This is a genomic window from Paenibacillus sp. FSL K6-0276 (assembly GCF_037977235.1).
Classification (GTDB): Bacteria; Bacillota; Bacilli; order Paenibacillales; family Paenibacillaceae; genus Paenibacillus_AQ.
Window position 1 is genome coordinate 2,280,580 of the sequence record NZ_CP150276.1, and the last position, 25,674, is coordinate 2,306,253.

Sequence of the window (25,674 nt, forward strand, 5' to 3'; positions counted from 1 at the left end):
TTGTCCTTCTCCATCACCCGAATAAGGGCCGATGGAGAAGGAAGAATGGAGTCTTTGTTGCTTTATTGCATTATTTCTCAATAATTTGTTTGATTTTTTGTCCGGCTTCAGCAGCAGCGTCGGCTGGGTCCATCGCCAAACTGAACGATTTTTGATATGCCTCTTGAATGACGGAGGAAATTTCAGGCCATTTAGGATGTGGACCGCGAGGCTGTGCAGATTGCATTTGCTCCAGGAAGACGCTTAAATACTCATCGCTTTTCCAGTGATCCGACTTCTCAGCAACATCTTTACGAGGTGAGAAGTAACCTGTTTGTACGAGGAAGGATTCGAGTTGATCTGCTTCAGACATCCATCTCAAGAAATCCCAGGCACCATCTACGTTATTTCCTTTAATAATCGCAATATTCTCACCGCCGAGAACGGAAGCTTCCTGTTTGTCGCTCGGCAGCTTGGCAATAGCGAAGTTCATGTCAGGGGCATCGGTTTTCACGCCGGCAATGTTCCAAGGTCCGTTCACCATCATAGCCAGCTTTCCGGAGGAGAACTGCTTCAAGGTATCGCCATTAGCAAGGTTGATAACTTCTTTGCTGACGGATCCGTCTTTAATAAGATCAGTTAAGAAAGAGAATGCGCGAGCAGCTTCAGGAGAATCCACACTGTCATAGTTTGCGCCGGTTGACAAAAGCCAAGGGAGGAAGTCAAAAGCACCTTCTTCTGATTTAACAGCCGCAAAACCGAGGCCATAACGATCAGAAGTAGTTAACTTCTTAGCTGTTTCACGAAGCTCGTTCCAGGTTGTTGGCGGTTCAGTGATTCCAGCTTCTTTAAACATATCGGTATTGTAGAAGAGGGCAAGCGTGTTGCTTGTGAATGGAAGACCGTAGAGTTTACCATTATATTTAGCGGATTCCAGAGGGCCTTCCAAGTATTGATCACTTTGACCCCATTCATTCATGCGTTCTGTAATATCTTCGAATATTCCAGCAGCGGCGAAAGAAGCGTGGTCAGGATTATCGATGGTTACAATATCCGGCAGCTCTTCACTCATGAGACCGACGGATAATCTTTTCTTCATATCACCAAATGGCACGTATTGTCCGAGGACTTCATATTGATCCTGCGAGCTGTTGTATTTTTGAATGGCTTCTTTAAGCGCAGTTTCTTCATTTCCGCCAAAATAATACCAGAATGTGACTTGTTTTTTTGCTTCATTTTTACCTGTGTTGCTCTTGGTGCTGTTTTGAGTGCCTCCACATGCGGTAAGCATGAGACTTACGACCATCATAGCAATTAGAATAATGGATGTTTTTTTCTTCATTTTTACGACCCCTTTGATAGTTAATATGGGTTAAAATGAGTTTGAATATGACTGGAATGATTTAGAAATGATGTACGTTAATCATTTTGGTGTAAAAAAATAATATAGAAAAATTATAGAAAAAAATTAGCGTTTTCACGAAGAGCGACTTCAAGCTTGCTTAAGTTTAAGGATGGAATAAAGCCAGTTGGACGAGTCAAATAATCAAACAACATTTTAACGGCGGTATATCCTTGATTATGCGGATCTTGGCAAATCGTCGCCGTAATAACATCTTTCTGCAAATAATCATGTACCTCGGGAGTCATGTCATGACCAATTAAGGATACATCCAGCCCCGATTTTTCAATGTACTGAGCCATAGTCGCAAGCTGGCCTGTGGCTAGATAAATGCCATCTACATCAGAAAGCTGGTCTTTCATTAAGTTCTCCAGAGAGAGCTCAATATTATTCCGATCCAGTTTTAAAGGGCCGACCATTTGAACGTTACCATATTGTGCGATAACTTCGCGGAATCCAAGCACCTTTTGCTGAAACTGGAACATGTTCTCCGTCTCCAGGATGAAGGCTATTTTGCCTTTACGTCCGATAAATTTGCACAATAATTCAGCGGCCAATTTACCGGCGTCGCGATAATCGCAGCCAACGTAAAATAAGCGTTTACTAATAGGAGAGTCAGTATTGAATGTGCAGGTGGCGATGCCTCTATTTACCGCTCTGTCAATAAGTTCTGCGATCTCGAAAGAACCATCGGATGAGATGGCAATACCGTCGTATTTTCCGCTATCGACAACTTCATTGATCGTTTCGATTTGTTCCTCAATGCTGGAATTCATTGTACGGATGATATCCACTTGAAGACCGAAATGGGACAGCTCTTGAAGAGCGTTATTTACGCCAATCTCAATTTGTTCCCAGAAATAAATAGGATAGGTTTGAAAAATAACTGCAATAGAAATCATTTGGTTTCGAGATAGATAGCTTGCTGATTTGTTAGGTGAATAGTTCAGCTCCTCGACTGCCTGCATAATTCTGTCATAGGTAGCCTTTTTCACATTCCCCCTCTGGTTCAATGCCCGATCAATCGTAGCTACTGACAAATCGAGTTTTTCCGCTAGCGATTTTACCGTTACCTTGTTGTAAGACTCTTTTGACATGTTCATCACCTTTCACATCCCTGCTCTCGAAACTAATAATAAAGAAAAAATGACTCAATGTCAACGCTTTCATTTAAAAAATGATTTACGATAATCATTCTGGGGTTATCCTCTTAATTAATGACTTATGTAGCGGGGATCTTCATTGGCGGCGGACGTTACGGTACAGGCAAAACGACGCTGATGGATCTGCTTGGTTCCACGAAAACGAGGAAAATAAACTTGTTCAGAAATCCAACATACAGGGATCAGAGATTGAATATGGAGTGGTTCGCACTTTACCATATTGAAAACGATATTTTTGTGATCGAAGGTTTTGGGCCAGATTTGATTTCAAACCTGGACAATCTCCCACAAGGAATAAGTAATGAATATAGTTTTAGCATTAGGTATAATTTTGCTGAGCAGCAAGTTCGTTATCATGAATACATTCAACTGCAGGAGGTAATGAGAGAGGGACAAAGGTTAACACTGGATTCAGTTTTCCATAGTCTATATATGATAAACGAAAAGCAGAGGGACTGGTTCACGGGTAATGCCGTTATGGACGGGCATGATCATTATGTAGGATTTAAGAGAGGGTATTTAAACGATCCTTCCTATTCTAATTTATATAGCTTTATGAGCAGGGAAAGTCAGGCTTTAGAACCGGATTTTGCGGCATTGGATCCGGTCTGCTTGCTCGAATTGCAAGATAATCTATTTGAACCCTTTATTTTCAGTGATGAAAAGCTTGCGGCCTTTGATCTTAATTTGTATCAGGACAAGTCAAAAGCATATTATTTCAATTTCCTGAAAACAGGAGAGGAATGGACTGTCAGGAAATTATTTGTAATCAGATATTTAGAAATGCTTGTTATTGATATATGGATGAATTTGTGCAAAAAACTGCTTACCGATGAAGTGCTAGTGAGCTGTGCCGCTGAAATTGAAAATATGGAATTCAGCTCTGATCACTATGAAGCAAGAGTTAATTATTTGTATGATGTTATAAGTTGCTTTGAGCGCGTTAGAACCGGAAATGGTGACCCGGACTGGGCTTACTTTGATCTAACCGCTATTCGGCGTTTTATTGCGGCTTTGAACCAGCTGGAGGATCAGCAATTCATTTCAACCAAAAAAATAAATGCGGCTGTTAATGAAGGCTTCAACTCGGACGTATATGAGTGGTTAAAATGTATTGATAAAGAGCGTAAAAGGCTTCATGGTGCCTACTTTATGTTTCGAGTACAATTTAAAAATTTAAGCGCCGGGGAACTGGAGTTTATCAATGGCTTCGCTAATCTTCATACAGCGATAGAGATTGCAATCGAAAGTAATGAAATCGATACGCTACTGCTGCTTTTGGATGAGCCCGATGCCTCCTTCCACCCGGAATGGTCGCGGCGTTATATTTATAACTTGGTTGCTTTTTTGAACAGCATTGACGTTGGACGGCGGGTGAACTATCAAATTGTCATTTCTACGCATTAAGGTAGAAGGATTAGCATTATCCAAGATAGGCGGCTTGTTTATAGCAGGGCCAATCGTAGCTTATTTTGTTCCAGGACCATGGCAACTTATAGGTGCGTGGATTCCTACGTATTGGCCTGCTGAATTATTTTTTGTTATAGAGGCGGATAGTGGTTTTAGTGTAATTGCATACTTTGTGGTGGGACTTATATTTCATTTGGCTCTAATGAATATTATGGTCAGGATTTTTATTAAAAGAGCCGATTGATTTATTTATAGATCAGATCCGCAGGCTGGCATGATAACTTATTAACAGAAATAATAGCGTCGTTCTTTTTCACAGGTGGGATCCAATATTCCTGATTACCAGGCAGGTCATCGAACCATTCCGCATCCTTGGGACAATCTAGAATCATAAATTTTCCGTATTCCTGATCTCTGGATTGATGGTATTTGAGATAGGCTTTCCCATTATCAATCGCGAGAATTTCTATCTTTCCGGAGGTATGGCTCATAGATAAGCGTACTCTTTTGCCGAGTCCTGAGGTTCTGGCCTTGGCTTCTTCAACAATTTGATAAACTTGCTCAAGAGGTAATACAAATTCTCGGTTTCCGGCAACTGGCCGGTTCACGAAGAAGTAGTAGGGTGTAACGCCTGCCTATGAAAGTCGGTCTAGTAGTTCGCCTAATATCACGGGATCATCGTTAATGCCTTTGAGGACGGGTGTCTGATTAACGACGATTGCTCCAGCGTTATGAAGTGCTTTAAATGCTTTTTTGGCTTCAGGTGTGATTTCACGAGGATGATTGATATGCGCCATAACATAGATTCGCTTGTCTTCAGTAGAGAAAGTACGAATCAATTCCAACAGTTCTTCGTCTTCAGAGATCCGCATCGGGTTGAACACGGGAATTTTGGAACCTAATCTAATAATCTTGACATGTTCAATGCTTCTTAGACTTTCAATAATGGATCTTAGCTTAGGTGTGGAGAGAATTAAACTGTCACCGCCCGTAAGAAGTACGTTGTTAATCTCAGGGTGGTTTGCAATATACTCCAAGCCCGGAGAGACATCAGACATGGCCTCTTTCACGTCATTTCGGAACAGACGCTTACGGAAACAGTAGCGGCAATAGGCTCCACAGACCTCGGATACAATCAGTAGTGCTGTTGTTCTATACTTGTGCTGACAACCCGGTACAACATAATTCGTGTCCTCATCGGAAGCATCCCAGCGCCCATATTCCAGCAGTTCACCTTCGTTAGGGATAACGAGCTTGCGAATCGGATCATCTGGATCGTCCCAGTTGATCAAAGACAAATAATAGTCATTCACACGAAAAACAAATTTGTCCGTAATTTCTTTTAGATGCTCTTTTTCCGGCTCAGACAACATAGCAATTTTGTTAATATCCGTGAAGTACTTTACCTTTTGCACATACATCTCTCCTTTGTCTCATTGTGTGAGAAACGAGGGAGCCTTAGGTGTCAAAGGCCAATCTACTGCCAGCAGGGTCAAAAAAAACACAAAAAGAGACCCTTAGCAAGGGTCTCTGGTTATGTAAATAACATGAAAAAGCAGACCCATCCACTGCTGACGAGGTTAGCTGACGGACTCGGGTAAGATGGTACCCTACATTCTAATGCTCAATGATTCGCCCCAATTAACTGGTTCCCCCGCTTTTCAACTGTAAAAGTTGGAAATTAAGCGTAGATAAAGTATACCCTATGAAGTTTTAAAAAGTCAAAAAAATCCTAAGTTCAGCTTCCGCCACTAACGCTATTTCCTCCGAGCAGTTTAGGCAGCAGCGTAAGCAGCTTCTCACGAGTTAGCGCATCTCCGGAGTTCCATTTGCTTCCGTCGAGCAGATAGACTTGGTCCTGACGTACTGCGGGTAGACGACTCCAAATGGAACTCTGAAGGAGCTGTTCCATAGCTTTTCGAGAGTCCTTGCGTTCCGGGATGAGCATGAAGATATGGTCTCCAGTATAGGCATGCAGTCGTGCTGGATCAACCTCTGCGAACCCTAATCCTTCATCGAGAATGGCTTGGATCTCTTCAGTGGCTTGTAGGCCGCAAGGGGCATAAAGAGCAGTGGACAATCCAGACATTCCCATAGCAAATAGATGATTTCCATGGTCATAAATCAAAGCAGAGGCTGTTTCTCCGCGTTGAAGAGTATCCGTGTAAAGATGCTGCCACATGGCAGCGTTTTTTGATGTGAATGAATCCAGCCATGCCTCGGCTTCGTGCTGTTTACCCAACCAGCTTCCTAGTGTCCGCATACGGTGTTCAAGCGGTGCGAATGAATCGAAGGTAAGGGTCGGGGCGATGCCCGAGACTACTCTGTAGGCCCTTTCATCCGCGTTAGCTATAATAATCAGGTCGGGGCTTAACGAAGCGGTAAGCTGCGGGTCCAGAGGAAAGCCAACGTTAGCGAGCTTCTTAAGCCGATGTTTGTAGACACTGTTCCGCGCGAAGGATTCGTCTCCTCCGACGGGCTTTACGCCTAATGCTAGAAGGTCGCCAAGCGTCTCTCCATGGTAGACAATGCGTCTTGGCCGCTCTGGAATGTCTACCTCATGGCCAGTCCAATCATTGACGCTACGCTTCCGACCTTGTTGATGTGCATATTGTCCGGGTGTGATTCCGGTCTTTTGGCGAAAGCGGCGACTGAAATAATATTCATCGGAGAAGCCAACCAGCCGAGCAATCTCCCGTAGCGGTTCAGTGGACTCCAGCAGGAATCGCTTCGAATGATTAATGCGCAATTCGGTCAGGTAATCGAGTGGTCTTTGGCCGGTAAGCTTTTGAAAGATCGGAGTATACTGCCAGAGTGTTACACCCGCGAGCTCAGCCAGTTGCTTCACGGTGATGCTTTCCGTATAGTTTTCTTGCATATATTGGATGGTCTTTTCCACGGAATCCGCGGGACTTGGCAACTGTTCGGATGGATAATTATGCTCAAAGAGCAAGAGCAGTAATTCTTGGAATTTCAATTGCCGCTTAAAAAACTGCACATCATCGGCATTATTTTTGTTCATAAGTAGTTCTTCCGCAAGGCGGATTACCCTAGTGAACGGGTGGACAATTAGTTCCTGCCTGCCCGGAAGGAGTTCCTCAGAACAATATTCGGGAAACTCGGCTGTATTAATTGCTGTAAAAGTGATGAGATAATAATATAGTGTCATCTCCTGATTGTCCGTGCTATAGGAAGTTCCGGGAGTTAGCAAATAACAAGTATCTGTAGTCAGTGTTATTGTTTGATCGCTAAGGATCAGCTGTCCGCTACCGCCAGTGAATATTAGAAGACTATAAAAGTGAGTTGTATGAGTCTCAGAGCAAGAGCATGCCGGTTGAACATTTAGTTCCGCATCAGTCAGCTGAAACAGCAACGAGCGGAGCGGGGCAGCGACGGGTAATGTTTGCAGCAAGAGGAAGCCTCCGTTCATTTGGTGAGAATGATTATCAATTAATTCATTGTATATAAAATAAAGAAGCATATCAACAGCTGTTGACATGCTTCTTGCAGTTTTCTATCAGCTAAGTGCCAAACGCCTCATTAAAGTGAAGATTACTTCATATTCAAAAGCTGAGGGATTTCACCGAGCAGCCATTCTCTTGTTGTTGCATCACTTGAGGTCTTCATAATGTCTTGTGTATAGACATATCCGTTCTTGACGGCAGGAAGACCTTTCCAGATCGGGCTCTTTAATAGAGTAGCTGTGGATTGCTTGGCTTCATCGGCCACAGGAGTCAGGATGAAAATCCGATCTCCGGCATATTCTTTAAGCACTTCCATGGATACTTCCTGGAATCCCATACCTTCATCAAGTACCTTCTGAATAGCTGGGGTTGGCTTGAAGCCTTTCTCCCCATAAAGGACTTGCGAAAGTCCGGTTGTCGCCATTACAAACAGTCTGTCTCCAGGATAATAAGTGAAGACCGAAGCCGTTTCTCCTTCTTTAATGCCTGCTGACTTCAACTGTTCCCACATGGCATCTTCACTCGTTTTATATTTGGCGAGCCATGCCTCTGCTTCGGTCGTTTTCCCAAGAATTCCGCCAATATCAAGCATCCGTTCCTTTAGCGGGGCAAAGGTATCGAATATTATCGTTGGTGCGATTTTGGACAGCTGCTCGAAATCAGCTTCATCTGTTCCTGCATAGATAATCAAATCAGGCTGAAGTTCCAGCGTCTTTTCCAGATTGATAGGGAACCCTACATCTTCGACGCCTTGAAGCTGATCTTCAAAAACCTGACCCTCACCCATGGAAAGTGGATATCCTACCGCTTGCACACCAAGTGCGAGCAGATCGCCATAGGTTTCTCCTGAATAAATCACGCGCTTAGGGTTAACGGGAATTTCTACGGTATGGCCTATGTAATCCGTATAGGAGCGAGTAGTCGCAGCAGCTTCATTAGTCCCCTTGTCGGATGTTTCTGGAGAAGGTGCAGCGGTAGCAGAAGTATTATTTCCGGCTGTGTTAGACGCTTTGTTCTTGGCTGATTGTTCTTCTGAGTTTCCGCACGCGAGTAGTAATGTGGTCATCAGAAAGAGTACACATAACACGGCGAAGGGTTGTCTTACCTTATTCATATAATATTGCCTCCCTAAAATATGTAGCGATCACCAATAATGATAATCATTCTCGACGAAAACTATCATAAATTAAAGTCTTATTTTACTCAATGGACAAAACACAATAAGGCTATTCGATTTGTACAACCTTGCTATCTGGCATGCAGAAAAAGAGATAGGAGAAGGATGGAAATGCTGAGAAAGCTCTGTTTATCCTAATCCAACTCGAAATCATAGGAAGAAAGGCCGTCTCTGATTGGTTTCTACCAAACAGGACGGCCTTTTTTGAAAATATTATATTTTATTTGCTATCCAACATTAGAGCGAAGATAAGGTGAAACGGAAGGAATAGGGACGATTAGCTAACAGCGTGAACTCTTCATGTGTCCGTGCGCCCCAACTATCATCACCGCCAACACCCATCTGCTTGTAGTTGACTCTCAGTACGCTTTTATCTGAGGCAGGCAATTTATATACATGATCACTCGCTTCCAGTTCCTCAGGCTTCCATGGCAGGGCATTAATCTCCATAGGGAGTGAACTTTCAAAATTGAGTCCTGATCCATCGTTGCCGTCCGTAATAGAAGCAAATCTGACATCAGTTTTATTGCCGCACTCCTGCGGTCTGAGATAAGGGATGAACTGGTCACTGACTTTGCCAGTATAGCGTCCAAGCGGTGCTCCGGTTTGTCTGTCCCAATAATTCTCATGTGGTCCGCGGCCGTACCATGATAGGGTATCTAGACTTCCATCAAGGACGAACATCATTCCAAACTCAGGAATTTCCGGCAAATCGCTACCACCTGGATTCAGTTCCTGCGTGATTTCTAAAGACCCGTCAGGGCGAATCTCATAATGAACCAGAAGTGTAGAATCCGGATTCGTAGGCAGAAGGTAGGTTGTGGAAACGAAACAGAGATTTCCTTCGGATCTATGTGTCATGCTAATCAGACTCCGGTCATTAGAAGCTTGCTTCCATACTGCACAGCGATTTGGCAATCCATTGCCAAGATCGTTGTCCGTAACTGCTCTCCAGAAGTTAGGTGTTACGGGCTCAAGTAGACGTTCTTTACCGGAAGCACAGTAAGACCTTAGATCTCCGGTTGTTGTATTAAAGCACATAGTGAAGTTACCACCCTGTACAGTCAATGCGTCCTCATGTTCCTGTACATGCAGTGTTCCTTCGGTTGCCTTAAGAGTGTTTGTCACGATTCTAGGTGAGAGAATGAATTGTTCCCAAGCGATTTCGTGGTTAGTATCTGCCCATGAAGTCGCGGAACGCTGAATAAAGGATAAATTCAGGACGGCTTCTTTACCACCGCTAAGTGAATTTAATTCGTATGGAACAGTACATTCTACACTCGTCCCGGGTGCAGCAGAGATTTGTAGCAAGCCTTCTTGTGCTGTTACTCCGTCTAAAGTAACCTCCCATTTAAGTTCGTACTTTTCTATGTCTGTAAATAAAAAGTTATTGCGAATCTGAAAGAGGCCTTCACGGATATTTAAGGCGGTTACTTTAATATTTTGATAGCATTTTTTGACCTCAAATAGCTTTGGAGTAACCGAGCGGTCGGCAAAAAGTAATCCGTCTCCGCTAAAGTTTCCATCATGTGGCGACTCACCAAAGTCACCGCCGTAAGCTAGATATTCAACACCCTCGGACGTTTTGGTTCGAATAGCCTGATCCACCCAATCCCAAATAAATGCACCTTGAAAAATATCGTACTTGTCAAACATATCGGTATATAGGTGTAGTCCACCGCAGGAATTACCCATAGCATGACTGTATTCGCAGATGATATAAGGCTTCTGTGGATGACTCAGCGCATATTTTTCAACCTCGTGCGGTTTAGCATACATGGTCGACTCTATATCACTCGCTGCTTCTGACTCTCTGCAGTGAAAGATACCTTCATAATGAACGGGTCGTGTTGGGTCGACTTCTCTGAGATAGTCATGCATGGCGATGAAATTATCGCCACCGTAAGACTCATTCCCGAGTGACCAGATGATAACAGAAGGATGGTTTTTGTCTCTTTGCATCATGGAATTGCAACGGTCGATCACATTGGCCCGCCATTCCGGTTTGCTTCCAGGTATATTCCCCTCATGCAATCCTTGTTGTCCATACTGCCAAGTGCCGTGTGTCTCCAGATTGGTTTCATCGATTACATAAAGTCCGTATTTATCGCAAAGCTCGTACCAGACAGATTGATTCGGGTAATGGGAGGTCCGAACAGCATTGATATTGTGTGATTTCATTAGTTTAATATCTCGGATCATGTCGGCTTTAGATAGCGCACGTCCTGTGTCGCATGAGAACTCGTGCCGGTTAACGCCTTTAAGCACGATTCTTTTGCCGTTGATCTTCATAAGTCCATCTTTGATCTCAAATGAGCGGAATCCGACCTTACAGCTGACTGTCTCCTGCGTAACGCCTTTGTCGTCATTTATGGAGAGGACCAAAGTATAAAGATAAGGTGTCTCAGCGCTCCATTTATAGGGTTGTTCAACATGCGCAGAAAGATTGAAATGCTGAACGTCCTCTTGATCAAAGGAAGTAGCCGTAGATATAGGTGTCTCCCAGACAGGCTGATTCTCTTTATTGTAAAGCTGCATTTGGAGTGTATAAGGGTTTAGCTTCTGATTAAAGTAATTCTCCACTTTGATGTCTACTGTTAAATCCGCATGTACGAAATCTTCATCCAACTCTGTTCGGGCGAAGAAATCAGCGATATGAACGGAAGGCGCTGTGTAGAGATAGACTTCCCGGAAAATACCGCTAAGGCGCCAGAAATCTTGATCTTCCAGCCAACTGGCATCGCACCAACGATAGACCTCGACAGCTAGTTTATTGTCACCAGCAATTAAATAAGGGGTAATATCGAATTCCGAAGGTGTAAAAGTGTCTTCACAGTAACCGACCCGTTCTCCATTAACCCATACATAGAAAGCGGATTCAACACCCTGAAAGCTAAGGTACACAGGCTGTCCGTTCCAAGACTCAGGTACAGTAAAGGTTCTTATGTAAGAGCCTACTGGATTATATTTTGTAGGAGCAAAGGGTGGTTTGAGATCGGGTTCGGATTCCGCCCAAGGGTATCGTACATTAGTATATTGCGGATAATCATAGCCATGGAATTGCCAGTGAGAAGGTACAGGAATCGTAGCCCAGGTGCTGCAATCGAAATCAGCTTTATAGAAATCCACGACCCGTAGATCTGGAGTTTCGGAGAAGGAGAACTTCCAATTACCGTTAAGTGTCTTGTAATTGGGCGAGGATTCTTTATCTCCATTTAGGGCTTGCGATAAATTGCTGTAAGAGATCATGGAGGCGTGAGCATCCAATCGATTCTGTTCAAAGATCTCAGGATTATTATTCCATTCCGGATAGCCGTTTGCAGGAGGATGATAGACAAATTTTGCTCGCATGAGTAGATCTCCTTTATAATAGTGATGTTATTATATTCATATTATAAATTGGAGTAATGTTAAGATATATAAAAGATTTTTCATCCTATATAACAAAATATGAAACGAGTGATCAAATGGAGAGCAAAATAATCTTTTGCCAAACGGAAGATACGATCATGCTGCCGCTTTATGCTACAACGATTGGATTTTGGGAGCATCAGGCAGAAACAATACGTCCTACCGGATTTCCGGATTATCAAATGCATCAGATTCACGAAGGCAAAGGTGAACTTGTTATAAATGAGAAGCGATATATTGTCGGCTCAGGGGATGTCTTCTTTTTGTTCCCGAATATTATACATTCGTATGCGCCAATCAGCAGTAAGTGGAAGCTGTCATGGGTTTCATTCAATGGTAGAGAGGCCAGCCAAATGCTGCTCTACGCAGGAATCCGTGAATCAGGACCTGCAAGATTGAAAGAGGATAAGTGGCTGAATCCTTTAAAGGAAATGCTCAACAAGTCAGATAGCAATGAACTGGAAACTAACCTGGAACGATCCAAACGATTATACGCGCTGCTTCTGGATTTAAAAAGCAACCTAGTCTCTCCTCTAAATGAGGCTCTTGAATTGGAGCGAATTAAACCGGTGCTGTGTCATATCGAAAGTAATCTACATAGGGCCCTCCCATTAAAAGAACTTGCGGAGGTTATTGCGGTGTCGCCACAGTATTTATGTAGGCTTTTTCAAAAAACAATTCATGATCGACCTGTAACCTATATCAATAAGCAACGTATAAACTTGAGTAAACAACTAATGTTTAATGAACGAGATAAAAAAATGTATGAAATTGCTCAGTTAGTGGGTTTCGAAAATGCCAGCTACTTTTGTTTAGTGTTTAAGCGGTTGACTGGAATGAGTCCTGAGCAATTTAAACAGTTGCATGGTTTGGACTAGAAAGATGGAGAATACCTCTAAGCCCTATGATAAACGCTTACTTGTTAGCGTCTAGCACTCCATGATATAGTTTAATTGAGTTCATATGTTGTTTTTTTCACGATCAGATATCAAGTTAATCATCAGGAAGGAGACATCAATTTGAATGAGAAGTTAAAAGAGGCCTATGAACGTTTGGACTTGCCTGTAGACATTACCCGGGAGGAACTGAATAAAAAGTTTGATTTGCACTTGAAACGCCGTCGATCTAATTCCTCGGAAGGTGAGGCTACAGCCTATGAAGAAGAATTTCTTGCTTACAAAACAATCCTAGACGGCTTGGATCAGCAGGAAATTCAGGAGGCAGAGGACAAACGGTTGGAGAAATGGGGAGCATTTTCCGGCATAGCGCGTAAATCGGAGAATTTTTTTAGGTTGTACAAAGTCCATACTTTTATATCTATAATCGTGCTGTTGGTGCTAATCTTTGGAGGTAACGCTCTCTATAATCAATATCAAGCCAAAAAATATGAAGCTTCACTCCCGCCAGTGGATGTACATATCATGTTCTTAGGCAATTATGAATCCCAGGATCCGTCAGGTAAGAATGAAGAGCTTAAACAAGAGATTATCAATCGCTATCCAACTTGGAAGCGGGTTAATACGGATGTCGTGTACCTTCCCTCAACAGGTGGGACGGGTGGAGGAACCTTAGACATGACTTATCTACAGCGCGCGATGGCGATGCTGGCAGCGGAGCGTCCGGACATTCTTATTTTGGATGATGCTACTTTTGATTGGATCGGACAGCAGCAGGGACTTAAGAATCTGGAGCCGTTTGTTAAATCAGCGGGACTTCCTTTAGATGATATTCGTTTGAAACGTATAAAAAATACGGAGAATGGTGAAGAATGGATCACTGGCGTAGATATCACAGATACGAAGTTTGCTACAGACCTTCCTATTCATTCTCGGAAGATGATAATCGGGGTGTTTGGAGAAGGCGACGGAAAGAATAAATCAACTGATTTTGTCGAGTTCTTAGCTGGGCAAATGACTGCCAAATAAATGAGTATGTATTAATGAACCCGTGTGATAAAGGCCGATGTTGTATGGATTCTCATACGATATCGGCCTTTGTGTTGTTTACACAGCGAGTGTGGAGGATTCCACAGGGGATATCATTCTTAAGACAGTATATGTACAAGATAACAGCGTTTCTGGTGAGATCGTATTAGAAGGGTTGGCAAAAGAGGGCTTGTCGGTCGAAGTGTATGAAATGTCGGGACACCAACTTGAGGATGAAAACAACTTTGAGAATAAGGAACTTGTCTCCCCTAAACAAACAAGCTTTACGACGGTGGGCAGTAGTTTTATGTATGAGTTTCCGAAGCAATCTGTAACGATTTTTAGAATTCATTAAACTGAAATAAGATTTCTGACATTTAAAAAAAGCGCCTCGGTTCGTTAGGAATCAGGGCGCTTTTTGCTGTGCGCATGAGGATACGTGGATGATAATCATTTTTCTATAAGTTACAAAATATGTCTAACCATTGTGGTAAAATATAGGTGAAAGGAACTACATGGTGATAGCATGGATAATACAATCCAGTTGATGGCTGTGCGATGCGACCATTAATGATAAGTTGAGGAGAATGTAGATTGCTTAACTATTGTAAAAGATGTAAAGAGATTCATTCATCAGAGGATATTTGTCCGTTTTATCAAAAATAACTCAGAGAACACCCGGAATTGCTTACTGAAGCCGCAAACTTCTCTACTGTTGCAGCCCAATATCACTTGATTTCATCTCAGACGTTGGACACGGTTGCCAAAGGAATAAACAAAATTTCAGGCAGCCAATTGGGTTATGAGGGTACACAGCAATATATGCGGGATGTTCAAGTATTCCGGCAATTAAAAGTGGATGCTTATTGCAAATCTGGTGCTTTTGAAAATGCTAGAAACGCAAGAAGTTACATAGAGAATGCCAGCAATGGCCAAAGAGACACTTTGATTAAAAAACTTAACGGAACAGGACAAGAGGTGGACTGGCTACGCTGGAAGCAAGTACAGCTTAACAGTTTGGCAGAGAAGTCCAAGCTTTTGGGTGAGGAAGTTACAAATGCAGCAGGAATTGACGGAGTCACCATCAATCGGTTCAATGGTCAGGAAGTATGCAGAACGAGCGTTAAGGCTGCTCAATCTAGTAAAGGATTAGGAACCAATGTTAGTGATGTACTGAAAGCACTTAAGGATGGAACGCTGAATCCTAACGATACAGTAGCTGGAATTGGAGGTACGGACGAAGTACTAAAGAAGGCCATAGACCGAAATATGATGAAAGCGATCCAGAATGGGGATATGGATTTTGCCAATACGTTAAAGCAGGCCAAAGAACAACTAAGTGTCAGCGAGCTTAATAATCCAGAGAGAATCAAGCAATCCACACAAAGACTTCAGGATAAAATGTTAAAAGGTCAGGCTTCAGCGCAGGTGACCGTACAGGAGATTTCCAAAAAAGCGGTTCAAGGTGCTGTTATCGGTGCGGCTATAAGCCTGACGCTATCAGGAATTACGAATTACTTGAAATATAGAAATGGGGAAATCACTGAAGCTGAAGCTTTTCAAGCGGTTGGAGAAGAGACTCTGAAAGGGGCACTGCTTGGATCAGCGATGGCGGCAGTTACGATATTTCTTCCGGCGGGTATACTGGGGTTTGTTGCTGGGATGGCTGTAGGAATCTATCTGAGTAAAGTGACAACTAATGTTCTTGATGAGATTTTTGGTAAAGGCGCTTATGAAGAAATATTGGATGCTTCCGGTTACGTTTATGGCATGACCTTAAATCTGGAAAGCTGTCTTAGAAAGCTAAAAAGTGACAATGAAAAAATTCAGTCTTCTGCACTTAAAATTAGAGTAAAATCGGCGGTAACAGAGCGTAATTTCGATGTATTCGATGACTTGATGAAGGGGAAGAGCTAAGAGATGGTTATGACAGAGGAGCTTAATATTGATTATTCCTATTATGATACTAATGAGTGCAGTTTCGAGGATTTAAATGAGGCTTCAAATCGACTAACAGCTGCGACACAAGAACAATTTGAATCCATTAAACAGGAAAAATGGTTTACTAGAGTGTTTGACATGGCAACATTGTCCCGGAAAAACGAGAAAAGAATGGCTCAACAAATAAGCAGTTTGGCGCAAGCTCAACAGATTCTGGTGGAGATTCTAGTTCGGTTGTCGGCACGTGATCGTAAGATTTCTGATTGGGTTGCAGAGAGCTTTGAGAAAATTGAAAGATTATCTAAAAATGACATTTCGTTAACGCTTAGAATCAAGCAGTTGGAGAACTATTGTATTCTAGGCATCAGTAAAGAGACAGATATTCGGGATTTGTCGGAAAAAGAACGGATGATTATGGGTGGATTGTTCTTTGATATGCTGCCCTTTTTTGGAGAAACCTCGGAGGAACAGAGAAGATATGCCCATGTGCTACTGCAGATAATGGATACGGAAGCTCAGCAATTGAATACCAGACAAGCACTTGAAACAGTCACTCATATAGGGACTAAAAAGAAACTGCTTTTCTGTTGTATAGAGTATGGATTCCTAAATGATTTTAATTTTGATTATATGGATCGTATGGACAGTTTTATAGAGGAATTTGATTTTGGAACTAGGACGATAAAGGAAATCAACAGCAAGATTCAATCAACCTATAACCTACGAGGAGCACAAGGATTGATTGATAAGTATGCAGACTTTGAGCAGTTCGAACTTGAGGAATCTTTTTATATTGAATTTGAAGATGATTTAGAGAATGAGTATGAAAATAAATCAAATGAAAAATCTGAAATGGAAGAATTACATATTTCAAGCATCCTGCACATTCCTCAAGGTGAAACCCGCTGTTTGCAGAACAAAATTGTACATATCAGTGCCTATGTTAATTGTAAAGGTAACTTGGAATTTGAGAATTGTGTAATTTATTATAATGAAACGGAAGCCTCTGATGAAATCACTTTGGCGAAAGGGGCTAACCTAAAGTTTAGCCAGAGTACAATTATTTGCAAAAGAATCGATAAAAGACCCTTTATTCAAGGTAAGGGGAATAATGCGATTTCCCTCTTTCAATGCGAGCTGCAAGATTGCAGTTATTTCATTGAAGGAGAAGTTGATTCATCGATCCTGATGAATCAATGTCGTTTAATGAATCCTGGCATTGATTTTATGAAGGGCTCATGGAACAAGATAGAAGGTGAGATTACGGAATGCAGTTTCTACTTCACTAAAATCTCAGATGAGCAAGTCGAAAATAATAAATCGTTTTACTCGGCGAACATTATTGAATTAAGAGGTTCCTTTCTAATTCAGGAGTGTGTCGTAAATGTAGCGGAGAAAAGCGGATGGGAAGACCTTGGAATCACGATATTTAACATTAGTGGGGGGATTTACAGAAACTGCAGTTTTAACAATCTGAAGCGTTGCATTGAGAATTGTGCTGAAATCCATGAAAGTATCTTTAAAGATTGTGAAGATGTTGTTAATTTAGGATATGGACATGAGAAAACGCTGATTGAGAACAGTATATTCGAAGCTTGTGAAAGAATCGTCGTAGGATCTTTGTATACACTAAGCAATTGCCAATTTATCGGATGTTCTAATAGTATTCTTAACGGAGGCGGGATAACAGTTGAATACTGTGAGTTTTTCAACTTAGTTCACGATGAGCAAGGATTACTTCCAACGTCATGTTTTACTTTCACTGGTGGGAAGGATTCCCCTGATAATCGAATAGTTAAATGTTTGTTTAACGGTGTTCAGATCCAAGATGGCTTCTTGGTTCAAGGGACTTATTATGAGAAAATCCCAGGTCCTAAAGTTTATATAGAGGATTGTAATTTCCAGAACTGTGTTACCCAGCGGGAGAGCGGGAAAATTATTAAGGAATATGCCCATTATTTTGGTTTATTCAATAAAATGATTCAAATCAAGCCGGTGACGATTGTAAACTGTAAGGGAATTGAAAGAATAAATCAGGAAAATGGGTATACCGAGGATGTCATCATTAAAAGTGAAACATCTAAAGGAGTTAAAATAGGTGCTTCTATTGTAATAGGGTTAGGAACAGTAACTGGTGTTTTCGGGGTAACAGGCATAGTAGCTGGTGTAGCAGCTAACAGATTATTAAAAGATGATGATTTGCACAAAGAATAATCTATTTAGGAACGCCCCACATGAATCTTTTGCACATTAAAAGACTCGTGTGGGGTGTTTCTGTGATGCAATGTGACGGTTGTCTAGCCGTTCACCCGCAGACGGATCACATTCCAGGATGCTTTCGCAAGAAGGGCTTTCACATGCCCATCTTCAACAGCAGCGTTGCCTTGATGGTTTGGCATCACTGTATGTGGATTGGACTTGGTGTTGGCTGCTTTGATATTCTCATGTCCCAGTACTATATGCTCAATGATGCTCACCGACCTGAAACTGCGTAGGTCCACGTCTAGCTCAAGTCCTTCGGACAAATGACGATTCACAGCAAAGACAGTTACTTCATTCTGCTCCTCGTTGTATACACTAATCGCTTCCAAGTAAGGCACATCACTGAAATCTTTGGAATCGTATTTAGGGCTAGAGATCAGCGGGTGAAGTACGGTTCCTCGGCCATAAAGAGATGCATGCAGATATGGATAGTAAGTGGTCTGAAGCCATAGCGGGCCGCCGTTTTCGGTCATAATAGGGGCAATAACATTAATAAGCTGTGCGATGCAGGCCATCTTTACACGGTCCGCATGTTTTAGTAATGTAATGAGACAGCAGCCCACGACCAGTGCATCTTCAAGGGTGTAGACATCTTCGAACTCTGGCGGAGCGATCTGCCAACGCTTTTCGGCACGACTGCTTCCTTGCGATTTCCAAACATTCCATTCATCCAGTGAAAGATTAATTTTCTTCTTGCTCTTTTTCTTAGCTTGAATATAATCACAGGTAGCAGCTACGCTGTTGATGAAGTGATCCATATCCAGTGAGCGGGCTAGGAAATTAGGGGTGTCATCTTCGTTATTATTGTAGTAAGTATGGAGTGAGAGGTAGTCTACATTCTCATAAGAAAGATCTAGCACGGTAGCTTCCCACTCTGCAAAAGTGTCCATGCCGCTGCCTGAACTGCCGCATGCCACAAGCTCAAGTGTTGGATCCACCCAGCGCATAGCTTTCGCCGTTTCGTTCGCTAGTCGGCCATATTCGACCGCTGTTTTAGCGCCAATCTGCCATGGACCGTCCATTTCATTACCAAGACACCAGGTCTTAAAGGCATGAGGCTCTTTATATCCATGTGAGATTCGCAGATCACTGAAGTAGGAGCCAGAAGGGTGGTTGCAGTACTCTACTAGGTTTCTAGCCGCGTCGATGCCGCGTGTACCGAGGTTCACCGCCATCATGACTTCAGATCCAACGAGCTTAGCCCAATCTGCAAATTCATTAGTACCCACTTGATTCGTTTCTGTTGTCCACCAAGCTAATTCAAGGGATTGCTTACGTTCGTGCTTGGGCCCAACGCCGTCTTCCCAGTTGTAACCGGATACAAAATTACCTCCAGGATAACGAATGATAGGAACATTAAGTGCTCGGATAGCTTCAATGGCATCTCCCCGAAAACCATTGTGGTCTGCAGTAGGGTGACCAGGATCATAAATACCACCGTACACTGCTCTGCCTAGATGCTCGATGAATGAGCCGTAGATCCGGGGGTCTACTTCTGATAGCTTGAAATCCTTGTCAATAATCATTGTGGATTTAATCGTCATGGATACATATCTCCCTTAAGTAGAATTAATGTTATTGCTAACTGATAATTCGCTTTCTATGGTTAAATAATACTTATATTAAGACATTATAAGCAATCGAATAATTTAGGATTCGTTAAAAAACTAATTCAAAGGCATAGGAGACAATAAAATGTACTTAACCACAAATACTGAATCGCTTCGGGTGTACGAAGCACTGGCAAGCGAAGTCCGGCTGAGGATTATCGAACTACTGGATCGAAAAGAGATGCATATTAAAGAGCTGGCAGCTGAGCTCTATCTCAGTAGTGCGATAGTTAGTACCCATGTTGCCAAGCTGCAAAAAGCAGGTCTGATCAGCTCTAAAATGAGACGTGTGGATGGAGGGACTTATAAGTACTGTTCACTGTCTGCGAATTACCTGCAGATTAAATTATCAGGTTCTCGGGGAATTGCCAGAAAGGTTGTTGAGGTTTCGGTTCCTGTAGGACAGTATACCGATGTTCAAGCGTCACCTACATGCGGAATTGCAACTACTGACAAATTAATCGGATATTATGACGATCCGCGTTATTTCCTGGACCCAGAACGAGTGAATGCCGGTATTCTATGGTTTGCCAAAGGGTATATTGAGTATAAGGTCCCTAATTATCTGTTTAAGGATCAGGTGGTGCAGGAGATAGAAATTTCCATGGAGATTGGTTCTGAGGCTCCACATGTAAATGAAAAATGGCCGTCGGATATTGCTTTTTCCATGAATGGACAGAATTTAGGAAAATGGACAAGTCCCGGAGATTTCGGCCTGACTAGAGGACGATTAACCCCCGCTTGGTGGAATTCAGATGTTAACCAATACGGTTTGCTGAAGGTTCTGCGGATTAATGCAGGTGGAACATTTATGGATGGGCAGCAATTATCAAAGGTGACGCTGGATGATGTACTTGTAGAGCAGGACCAGTGGACATTACGTTTAAGCGCAGAGGATAGCGGACGTAGAAGAGGTGGATTAACGTTATTTGGACGTGGATTTGGGAATTATGAGCAAGACATGGTGTTCAGAGTCTATTATGAATGATGCGTTATTACCACAGATAAAATAAAATTAATAAAACTATTGTAATGAAAACGTTTTTATGTTAATTTATATTTATAAAAACGTTTTTATTCGTAAAGGAAGATTGAATCATTATGGAAAAGGTAACCATCAAAGACGTTGCCAGAGAGGCTGGAGTCTCCATTTCTACGGTTTCCAACGCGCTAAATGACGTAGATGTATTAAATCCGGAGACGAAATCACATGTTCTTAAGATTGCGAAGCAATTAAATTATGTTCCAAACCTAAATGGCAAGCTCCTAAGGAACGGAAAAACTAAAATGCTGGGTTTTTTCACAACGAGTGTATCGGGTCCTTACTTCTATAAGCTGGTGGAGTCCATGTCTCGTGAATGTGATCGGTTAGGTTATGGGCTAAATGTATTTGTTACAAAGGATAAACAAGTAATTATGAGCAATATTTTAGGCCGACGTGTGGATGGTGTCATTATCTACGAAGAGATGAGAATTGATGAAGAAGAAATTGCTGCAATGGTGAAAGACAAGATCAAGGCTGTGTTTCTGGATCGACCACTTAAGAATGATACGATGGGCAGCGTGATCTTTAATTCGTTTGAATCTGGTTACGAAGCAACTAAATATTTAATCAGTCTGGGACACAAGAAAATTGCTTACATATCTGGTGTAGATGAGATGTATGACAGTGTTCAGCGGAAAGAAGGATACTTGGCCGCCTTGCGTCAATATCAGCTTCCGACGAAAGAAGAGTATATTATACAAGGGTATTTTGAGGAAGAGAGCACCTATAACGCTATAAAGTCCTTATTTCACTTGAGTCCTGATAAAATGCCCGATGCTTTTTTAGCAGGGAATGATTTGAGCGCCATTGGATGTATTCAAGCTTTGAAATCGCATGGATATGAAGTCCCGTTAGATATAAGTGTTATGGGGTTTGACGATATTGATATCGCGCAGTATTTCTCACCGCCATTAACGACGGTAAGAAATCAAATTGCCAGACAAGGTATTCTATCCATAAATCACCTGGTTCGCATGATTCAGAAGAAGGAACAGGGCGAAATGATGAAATTGCCAGGCGAACTAATTGTACGTGGTTCTACTCAAGTGAAGATTGATCGGTACTAACGCTTTTAAGAAGGGCAACAAGATAGTATCCGATCATTTTCTATAATTTTATTGCTTTTAGGAGGTTTTTTTTAAAAAGAAATAAAAACGTTTTTATTGTTTTGGGCATCATGATTTGGAGGGGAGAAGAAAAACATGGATAAATTAGCCGTAGTGCCAGTGAACGGGAAGAATCCAATGAACAGTAAGAAACCTATGGGACAGAGGTTCAAAGAATTTGTGATTGATTATAAGAGACAATGGGAGATCCAATCCATGATCATCCCGGGAATCATTTTTATGATTATCTTTTGTTTCATACCTATTTACGGATTAACGATTGCTTTTAAGAGTTACACCGTAATTGACACGCTCGATTCTGCACCATGGGTTGGGCTTGATAATTTCAGGATTATTTTATCTGACAAATATTTTTGGGATGCTGTAGTCAATACCTTGGGGATCAGCTTTCTGAAATTAGCTATAGGTTTTGTCATTCCAATTATTCTATCTGTCATGATTTATGAATTAAGCGGTGGACGCTTTAAGAAAATAGTACAGACAATCTCTTATTTACCACACTTTTTGTCCTGGATCGTGCTAGGTGGGATGTTGATTGCTTGGTTCTCTTCCTCCGGTATGTTTAATGAAATTCTGCTCAATTTGGGAATAATTTCGAAACCGGTAAATATCTTGCTTGATGCGAACAAGTATTGGTGGATTGCAACGTTATCTGATATTTGGAAAGAGGCAGGTTGGGGAACGATTTTATACTTAGCCATCATGTCCAAAATTGATCCTACTTATTATGAAGCTGCCAAAATAGATGGGGCAAGTCGTATGAGACAAATTTGGAATATTACCCTACCTAACATGAAGCCTATTATCAGCTTGAATTTGATTCTGACTGTAAGTGGTTTATTAGGATCGAATCTGGATCAAACCTTGGTCTTGATGAATTCTCAGAATCGTGTCAAAGCAGAAGTAATTAATTCTTATGTGTATCGTATGGGTATGACGCAAGGTGACTTCTCTTATGCTACTGCTGTTGGTTTAGGTGTCTCCATTGTTTCTGTGATCCTACTGATTAGTGCCAACAAAGTATCCAATAAATTAAATGATAATCAATCAGTTCTGTAGAAGGAGGCATTTCTGTGAATCGTACGGTAGCTAAAGAAGATCTCGACAGTCGAATCTTTAACACCATAAATATTATCTTACTCTGTATTTGTACTGTAATTATCGTTGTTCCATTATGGAATGTGGTCATATCCTCCTTAAGTTCAGGCAAGGCGCTCGCGGAAGGCGGATTCATTTTTTGGTCTAAGGACTTCTCCTTAGAGAATTATCGTGCTGTATTTAATGATGAGACGATTGGACTAGCCTTCCTAGTCTCCATTGCCAAAACGTTCATCGGTGTCATTACCCACGTATTCTTTTGCGCGATGATCGGTTATGGCTTGAGTAAAAAATACATACGTGGCCGCAAGCTGTACGTTGCCATGGGTGTGATCACCATGTTCTTCTCGGGTGGTATGATTCCAACGTATTTATTGATTAAGTCACTCGGTCTATTGAACAGCTTTTGGGTTTATATTATCCCGGCCTTGTTCAGTTATTATGACGTAGTTATTCTAATGAACTTCTTCAGAAACGTGCCGGATTCACTTGAAGAGTCAGCCAAAATCGATGGTGCAGGTGACTGGCGTATATTCCTGAAGATTTTTATCCCTCTTTCCATGCCGGCTATGGCTACGATCGCGTTGTTTAACGGGGTTGGGCAATGGAATGACTTTATGACCACTAAATTATACATTACCGATCAAGCACTCTATCCGTTGCAGATGAAGCTCTATGAAATTATCGTTCAGTCGCAAACGCAAGCCATGCAAAATGTCGGTGGATCTGCCATTATCGAAACTACAACTAAAGGGGTTCAACTAGCAACAATTGTCATTACAACTCTGCCGATTGTTGTGATGTATCCAATATTACAGAGGTACTTTATTTCAGGAATGATGATGGGGGCGGTTAAAGAATAGGAAAATAGGTGGTTTCTTGTAGAAAACGCTAGTATACGTAACAGTTATTCGGAAGTGTAGCTACCCAATCAGATCTACACTTCCAGTACTTACAAAACTTTTTAGGGGGAAATAAAAGATGAATAAAGCATTTGGGAAAAAAGGACTCAAACTTTGTACTGCACTTATGGCTGTTGTATTAGTATTTACGGGTTGTGGATCAAAAGGAAATTCTGATAGCTCCAGTAAAGAATTAAGTTCCATTGAAGGCCGTTATACGATAGATCCGGAAACACCGGCATGGAAGCTGGATAAAAAAGAGGAAACTACGGATCTCACTTGGTACGTGAATGCAGACTGGTGGAATACTGATTTCGGTAAAGATCTCGTTACTAAAAAAATTAAAGAGGATCTAAATATCAACATTAAATTCATTAAAGGCGATGACACTAAGCTGAATACGATTTTTGCCGGTGGTGAAATGCCGGACTTGTTGACAGTACTTGATTCTAACTCTCCTGTGGTACAAAAAGCCTCTACATGGGCGCTGCCACTGAACGATCTAGCCGATAAATATGATCCTTATTTCAATAAAGTGGCTGCAAAAGATACGATGAACTGGTTCCAATTAGCAGACGGTAAGACTTATGGCTATCCTAACTATTCAAATACTCAAAACGATTATGATAGCGGTAACATTCCTGCTAAAACGGCATTTGTCATCCGTAAGGATGTTTACGAAGCGATTGGAAAACCAACCATTGGTACTCCAGAAGAATTCAAGAGTGCTATGCAACAAATTAAAAAGGAGTTCCCAGAAATGATTCCTTTTGGTTTTAACTCCATTGGTAAAGGTACTGGTTCTTTGGGAGATGTACTACAGGACTTCATCGGAGTACCGATGGAAACTGAAAATGGCGAGTTCTACAACCGTAATCTGGATGAGGACTATTTGGCTTGGTTGAAAACATTAAATGAAGTCTACAGAAATGGTGATATCAGTGATGACAGTTTTGCAGATGATGGTACTGCCTTTGAAGAAAAAGTGAAATCAGGTAAATATGCAACAATGCTGCTCGACGGAACGCCTCAACAAAGTGGTAACCTGCAAATCTTCATGACTGCAAATCCAGGTAAGGAATATATCGCTATTGATGGACCGCAAAGCACAGTTGGTCATGAGCCAACGTTGAATCAATCAGGTATTACAGGCTGGATGATCAGTTTTATTACTAAAAAGGCTAAAGACCCTGCTAAAGCTATTCAAGTCTACACGTATTTGCTTAGTGAAGAAGGACAGAAGCTTATGAACTATGGTATTGAAGGAGAAACCTATAAAGTTAATGAAGCCGGTAAAATTGAATTCTTGCCTGAAATCAAAGATCTTCAATTGAATAATGCTGATAAATTTAAAAAAGAATACCGGATGGGCGAATTTATGTTCTTCGGACATGACCGTGATAAAGCTTTGAGTAATGATGCATTCGCAGAGTCGATTAAACAAATGCAAGAATGGGGCAAAGGAAAGATGAAACCGCACTTCATTCTAGAAAATATCAACCCAGCTCAAGGAACACCTGAAGCTCGTAGTCTAACTGCAATTGACACTACTTGGAATACTTCACTTGTAAGTATGATTCGTTCCAAAGATGATGCTACTTTCGATAGTAGCTTAGCTGCTTACAAAGCATTCTTGAATGATAACAACTGGGATAAGATTGTAGAAGTTCGTTCTGAAAAAATGAAAAATAACAAAGAAAAACTAGGACTTAAATAAGTTGGATTATTGAATGCGGCCCCTTAACTGGGGCCTCTTCA

Annotated in this window: 18 protein-coding genes, 1 pseudogene and 1 riboswitch; of the genes and pseudogenes, 12 read left to right on the forward strand and 7 right to left on the reverse strand. The window is 41.7% G+C overall.

What is annotated here, in order from left to right:
• Positions 1-70: 70 nt before the first annotated feature.
• On the reverse strand, positions 71-1,321 hold the full coding sequence (locus MHH52_RS10340) for an ABC transporter substrate-binding protein (RefSeq protein ID WP_340008391.1): 1,251 nt from the start codon (positions 1,319-1,321) through the stop codon (positions 71-73).
• A gap of 113 nt (positions 1,322-1,434) precedes the next feature.
• Positions 1,435-2,484, reverse strand: coding sequence for a LacI family DNA-binding transcriptional regulator (locus MHH52_RS10345; RefSeq protein WP_340008392.1), 1,050 nt, complete (start codon positions 2,482-2,484; stop codon positions 1,435-1,437).
• A 114-nt stretch (positions 2,485-2,598) separates the two neighbouring features.
• Between MHH52_RS10345 and MHH52_RS10350 the strand changes: the two genes are divergently transcribed.
• Together MHH52_RS10350 and MHH52_RS10355 are read left to right on the forward strand one after the other, a co-directional pair.
• Positions 2,599-3,951: a hypothetical protein gene (locus MHH52_RS10350; protein ID WP_340008393.1), complete on the forward strand. Its 1,353-nt coding sequence runs from the start codon at positions 2,599-2,601 to the stop codon at positions 3,949-3,951.
• A complete protein-coding gene (locus MHH52_RS10355) occupies positions 3,932-4,198 on the forward strand; it encodes a hypothetical protein (protein ID WP_340008395.1) in 267 nt (88 codons plus the stop codon). Before MHH52_RS10350 ends, MHH52_RS10355 begins: the two co-directional genes overlap by 20 nt.
• Position 4,199: 1 nt before the next feature.
• Here MHH52_RS10355 and MHH52_RS10360 read toward each other — a convergent pair.
• The 4 genes and pseudogenes from MHH52_RS10360 to MHH52_RS10375 form a co-directional block, all read right to left on the reverse strand.
• A pseudogene (locus MHH52_RS10360) lies at positions 4,200-5,369 on the reverse strand (KamA family radical SAM protein).
• 141 nt (positions 5,370-5,510) lie between these two features.
• Positions 5,511-5,652: riboswitch (cyclic di-AMP (ydaO/yuaA leader) on the reverse strand.
• Positions 5,653-5,692: 40 nt separating this feature from the next.
• Positions 5,693-7,453 (reverse strand): AraC family transcriptional regulator, encoded by a 1,761-nt coding sequence (locus tag MHH52_RS10365; RefSeq protein WP_340008396.1) that lies wholly within the window; start codon positions 7,451-7,453, stop codon positions 5,693-5,695.
• A gap of 53 nt (positions 7,454-7,506) precedes the next feature.
• Positions 7,507-8,532 (reverse strand): ABC transporter substrate-binding protein, encoded by a 1,026-nt coding sequence (locus MHH52_RS10370; RefSeq protein ID WP_340008398.1) that lies wholly within the window; start codon positions 8,530-8,532, stop codon positions 7,507-7,509.
• Between the two features lie 300 nt (positions 8,533-8,832).
• Positions 8,833-11,946, reverse strand: coding sequence for a glycoside hydrolase family 2 TIM barrel-domain containing protein (locus MHH52_RS10375; RefSeq protein ID WP_340008400.1), 3,114 nt, complete (start codon positions 11,944-11,946; stop codon positions 8,833-8,835).
• A 116-nt stretch (positions 11,947-12,062) separates the two neighbouring features.
• Between MHH52_RS10375 and MHH52_RS10380 the strand changes: the two genes are divergently transcribed.
• The 5 genes from MHH52_RS10380 (at position 12,063) to MHH52_RS10400 (ending at position 18,086) form a co-directional block, all read left to right on the forward strand.
• A complete protein-coding gene (locus MHH52_RS10380) occupies positions 12,063-12,884 on the forward strand; it encodes an AraC family transcriptional regulator (RefSeq protein ID WP_340008401.1) in 822 nt (273 codons plus the stop codon).
• 141 nt (positions 12,885-13,025) lie between these two features.
• Positions 13,026-13,931, forward strand: coding sequence for a hypothetical protein (locus tag MHH52_RS10385; protein WP_340008402.1), 906 nt, complete (start codon positions 13,026-13,028; stop codon positions 13,929-13,931).
• A 37-nt stretch (positions 13,932-13,968) separates the two neighbouring features.
• On the forward strand, positions 13,969-14,286 hold the full coding sequence (locus MHH52_RS10390) for an alpha-L-arabinofuranosidase C-terminal domain-containing protein (RefSeq protein WP_340008404.1): 318 nt from the start codon (positions 13,969-13,971) through the stop codon (positions 14,284-14,286).
• A 329-nt stretch (positions 14,287-14,615) separates the two neighbouring features.
• Positions 14,616-15,848, forward strand: a complete 1,233-nt coding sequence (locus MHH52_RS10395) for a hypothetical protein (RefSeq protein WP_340008406.1) — start codon at positions 14,616-14,618, stop codon at positions 15,846-15,848.
• A 3-nt stretch (positions 15,849-15,851) separates the two neighbouring features.
• Entirely contained in the window at positions 15,852-18,086 is a 2,235-nt protein-coding gene (locus tag MHH52_RS10400; RefSeq protein ID WP_340008407.1) for a hypothetical protein, read from the forward strand.
• An 83-nt stretch (positions 18,087-18,169) separates the two neighbouring features.
• Here MHH52_RS10400 and MHH52_RS10405 read toward each other — a convergent pair whose 3' ends face one another.
• Positions 18,170-19,678, reverse strand: a complete 1,509-nt coding sequence (locus tag MHH52_RS10405; protein ID WP_340008408.1) for an alpha-N-arabinofuranosidase — start codon at positions 19,676-19,678, stop codon at positions 18,170-18,172.
• A 151-nt stretch (positions 19,679-19,829) separates the two neighbouring features.
• On the opposite strand from MHH52_RS10405, the gene MHH52_RS10410 reads away from it, so the two are divergent.
• The 5 genes from MHH52_RS10410 (at position 19,830) to MHH52_RS10430 (ending at position 25,633) form a co-directional block, all read left to right on the forward strand.
• Positions 19,830-20,732 (forward strand): ArsR family transcriptional regulator, encoded by a 903-nt coding sequence (locus MHH52_RS10410; protein ID WP_340008410.1) that lies wholly within the window; start codon positions 19,830-19,832, stop codon positions 20,730-20,732.
• A gap of 113 nt (positions 20,733-20,845) precedes the next feature.
• Positions 20,846-21,856: a LacI family DNA-binding transcriptional regulator gene (locus tag MHH52_RS10415; RefSeq protein ID WP_340008412.1), complete on the forward strand. Its 1,011-nt coding sequence runs from the start codon at positions 20,846-20,848 to the stop codon at positions 21,854-21,856.
• Positions 21,857-21,991: 135 nt separating this feature from the next.
• Positions 21,992-22,975, forward strand: a complete 984-nt coding sequence (locus MHH52_RS10420; RefSeq protein ID WP_340008414.1) for an ABC transporter permease subunit — start codon at positions 21,992-21,994, stop codon at positions 22,973-22,975.
• A 14-nt stretch (positions 22,976-22,989) separates the two neighbouring features.
• A complete protein-coding gene (locus MHH52_RS10425; protein WP_340008416.1) occupies positions 22,990-23,877 on the forward strand; it encodes a carbohydrate ABC transporter permease in 888 nt (295 codons plus the stop codon).
• A gap of 118 nt (positions 23,878-23,995) precedes the next feature.
• Positions 23,996-25,633, forward strand: a complete 1,638-nt coding sequence (locus tag MHH52_RS10430; RefSeq protein ID WP_340008418.1) for a sugar ABC transporter substrate-binding protein — start codon at positions 23,996-23,998, stop codon at positions 25,631-25,633.
• The last annotated feature ends 41 nt before the right edge of the window (positions 25,634-25,674 follow it).

Bases quoted from the DNA above. Each gene is read 5' to 3' on its own strand.
- MHH52_RS10420 (WP_340008414.1), top strand. From the start codon at position 21,992: ATGGATAAATTAGCCGTAGTGCCAGTGAACGGGAAGAATCCAATGAAC.
- MHH52_RS10375 (WP_340008400.1), bottom strand. From the start codon at position 11,946: ATGCGAGCAAAATTTGTCTATCATCCTCCTGCAAACGGCTATCCGGAA.
- MHH52_RS10345 (WP_340008392.1), bottom strand. From the start codon at position 2,484: ATGAACATGTCAAAAGAGTCTTACAACAAGGTAACGGTAAAATCGCTA.
- MHH52_RS10400 (WP_340008407.1), top strand. From the start codon at position 15,852: ATGGTTATGACAGAGGAGCTTAATATTGATTATTCCTATTATGATACT.
- MHH52_RS10415 (WP_340008412.1), top strand. From the start codon at position 20,846: ATGGAAAAGGTAACCATCAAAGACGTTGCCAGAGAGGCTGGAGTCTCC.
- MHH52_RS10370 (WP_340008398.1), bottom strand. From the start codon at position 8,532: ATGAATAAGGTAAGACAACCCTTCGCCGTGTTATGTGTACTCTTTCTG.
- MHH52_RS10430 (WP_340008418.1), top strand. From the start codon at position 23,996: ATGAATAAAGCATTTGGGAAAAAAGGACTCAAACTTTGTACTGCACTT.
- MHH52_RS10410 (WP_340008410.1), top strand. From the start codon at position 19,830: ATGTACTTAACCACAAATACTGAATCGCTTCGGGTGTACGAAGCACTG.
- MHH52_RS10380 (WP_340008401.1), top strand. From the start codon at position 12,063: ATGGAGAGCAAAATAATCTTTTGCCAAACGGAAGATACGATCATGCTG.
- MHH52_RS10405 (WP_340008408.1), bottom strand. From the start codon at position 19,678: ATGACGATTAAATCCACAATGATTATTGACAAGGATTTCAAGCTATCA.
- MHH52_RS10340 (WP_340008391.1), bottom strand. From the start codon at position 1,321: ATGAAGAAAAAAACATCCATTATTCTAATTGCTATGATGGTCGTAAGT.
- MHH52_RS10390 (WP_340008404.1), top strand. From the start codon at position 13,969: ATGTTGTATGGATTCTCATACGATATCGGCCTTTGTGTTGTTTACACA.
- MHH52_RS10365 (WP_340008396.1), bottom strand. From the start codon at position 7,453: ATGTCAACAGCTGTTGATATGCTTCTTTATTTTATATACAATGAATTA.
- MHH52_RS10350 (WP_340008393.1), top strand. From the start codon at position 2,599: ATGACTTATGTAGCGGGGATCTTCATTGGCGGCGGACGTTACGGTACA.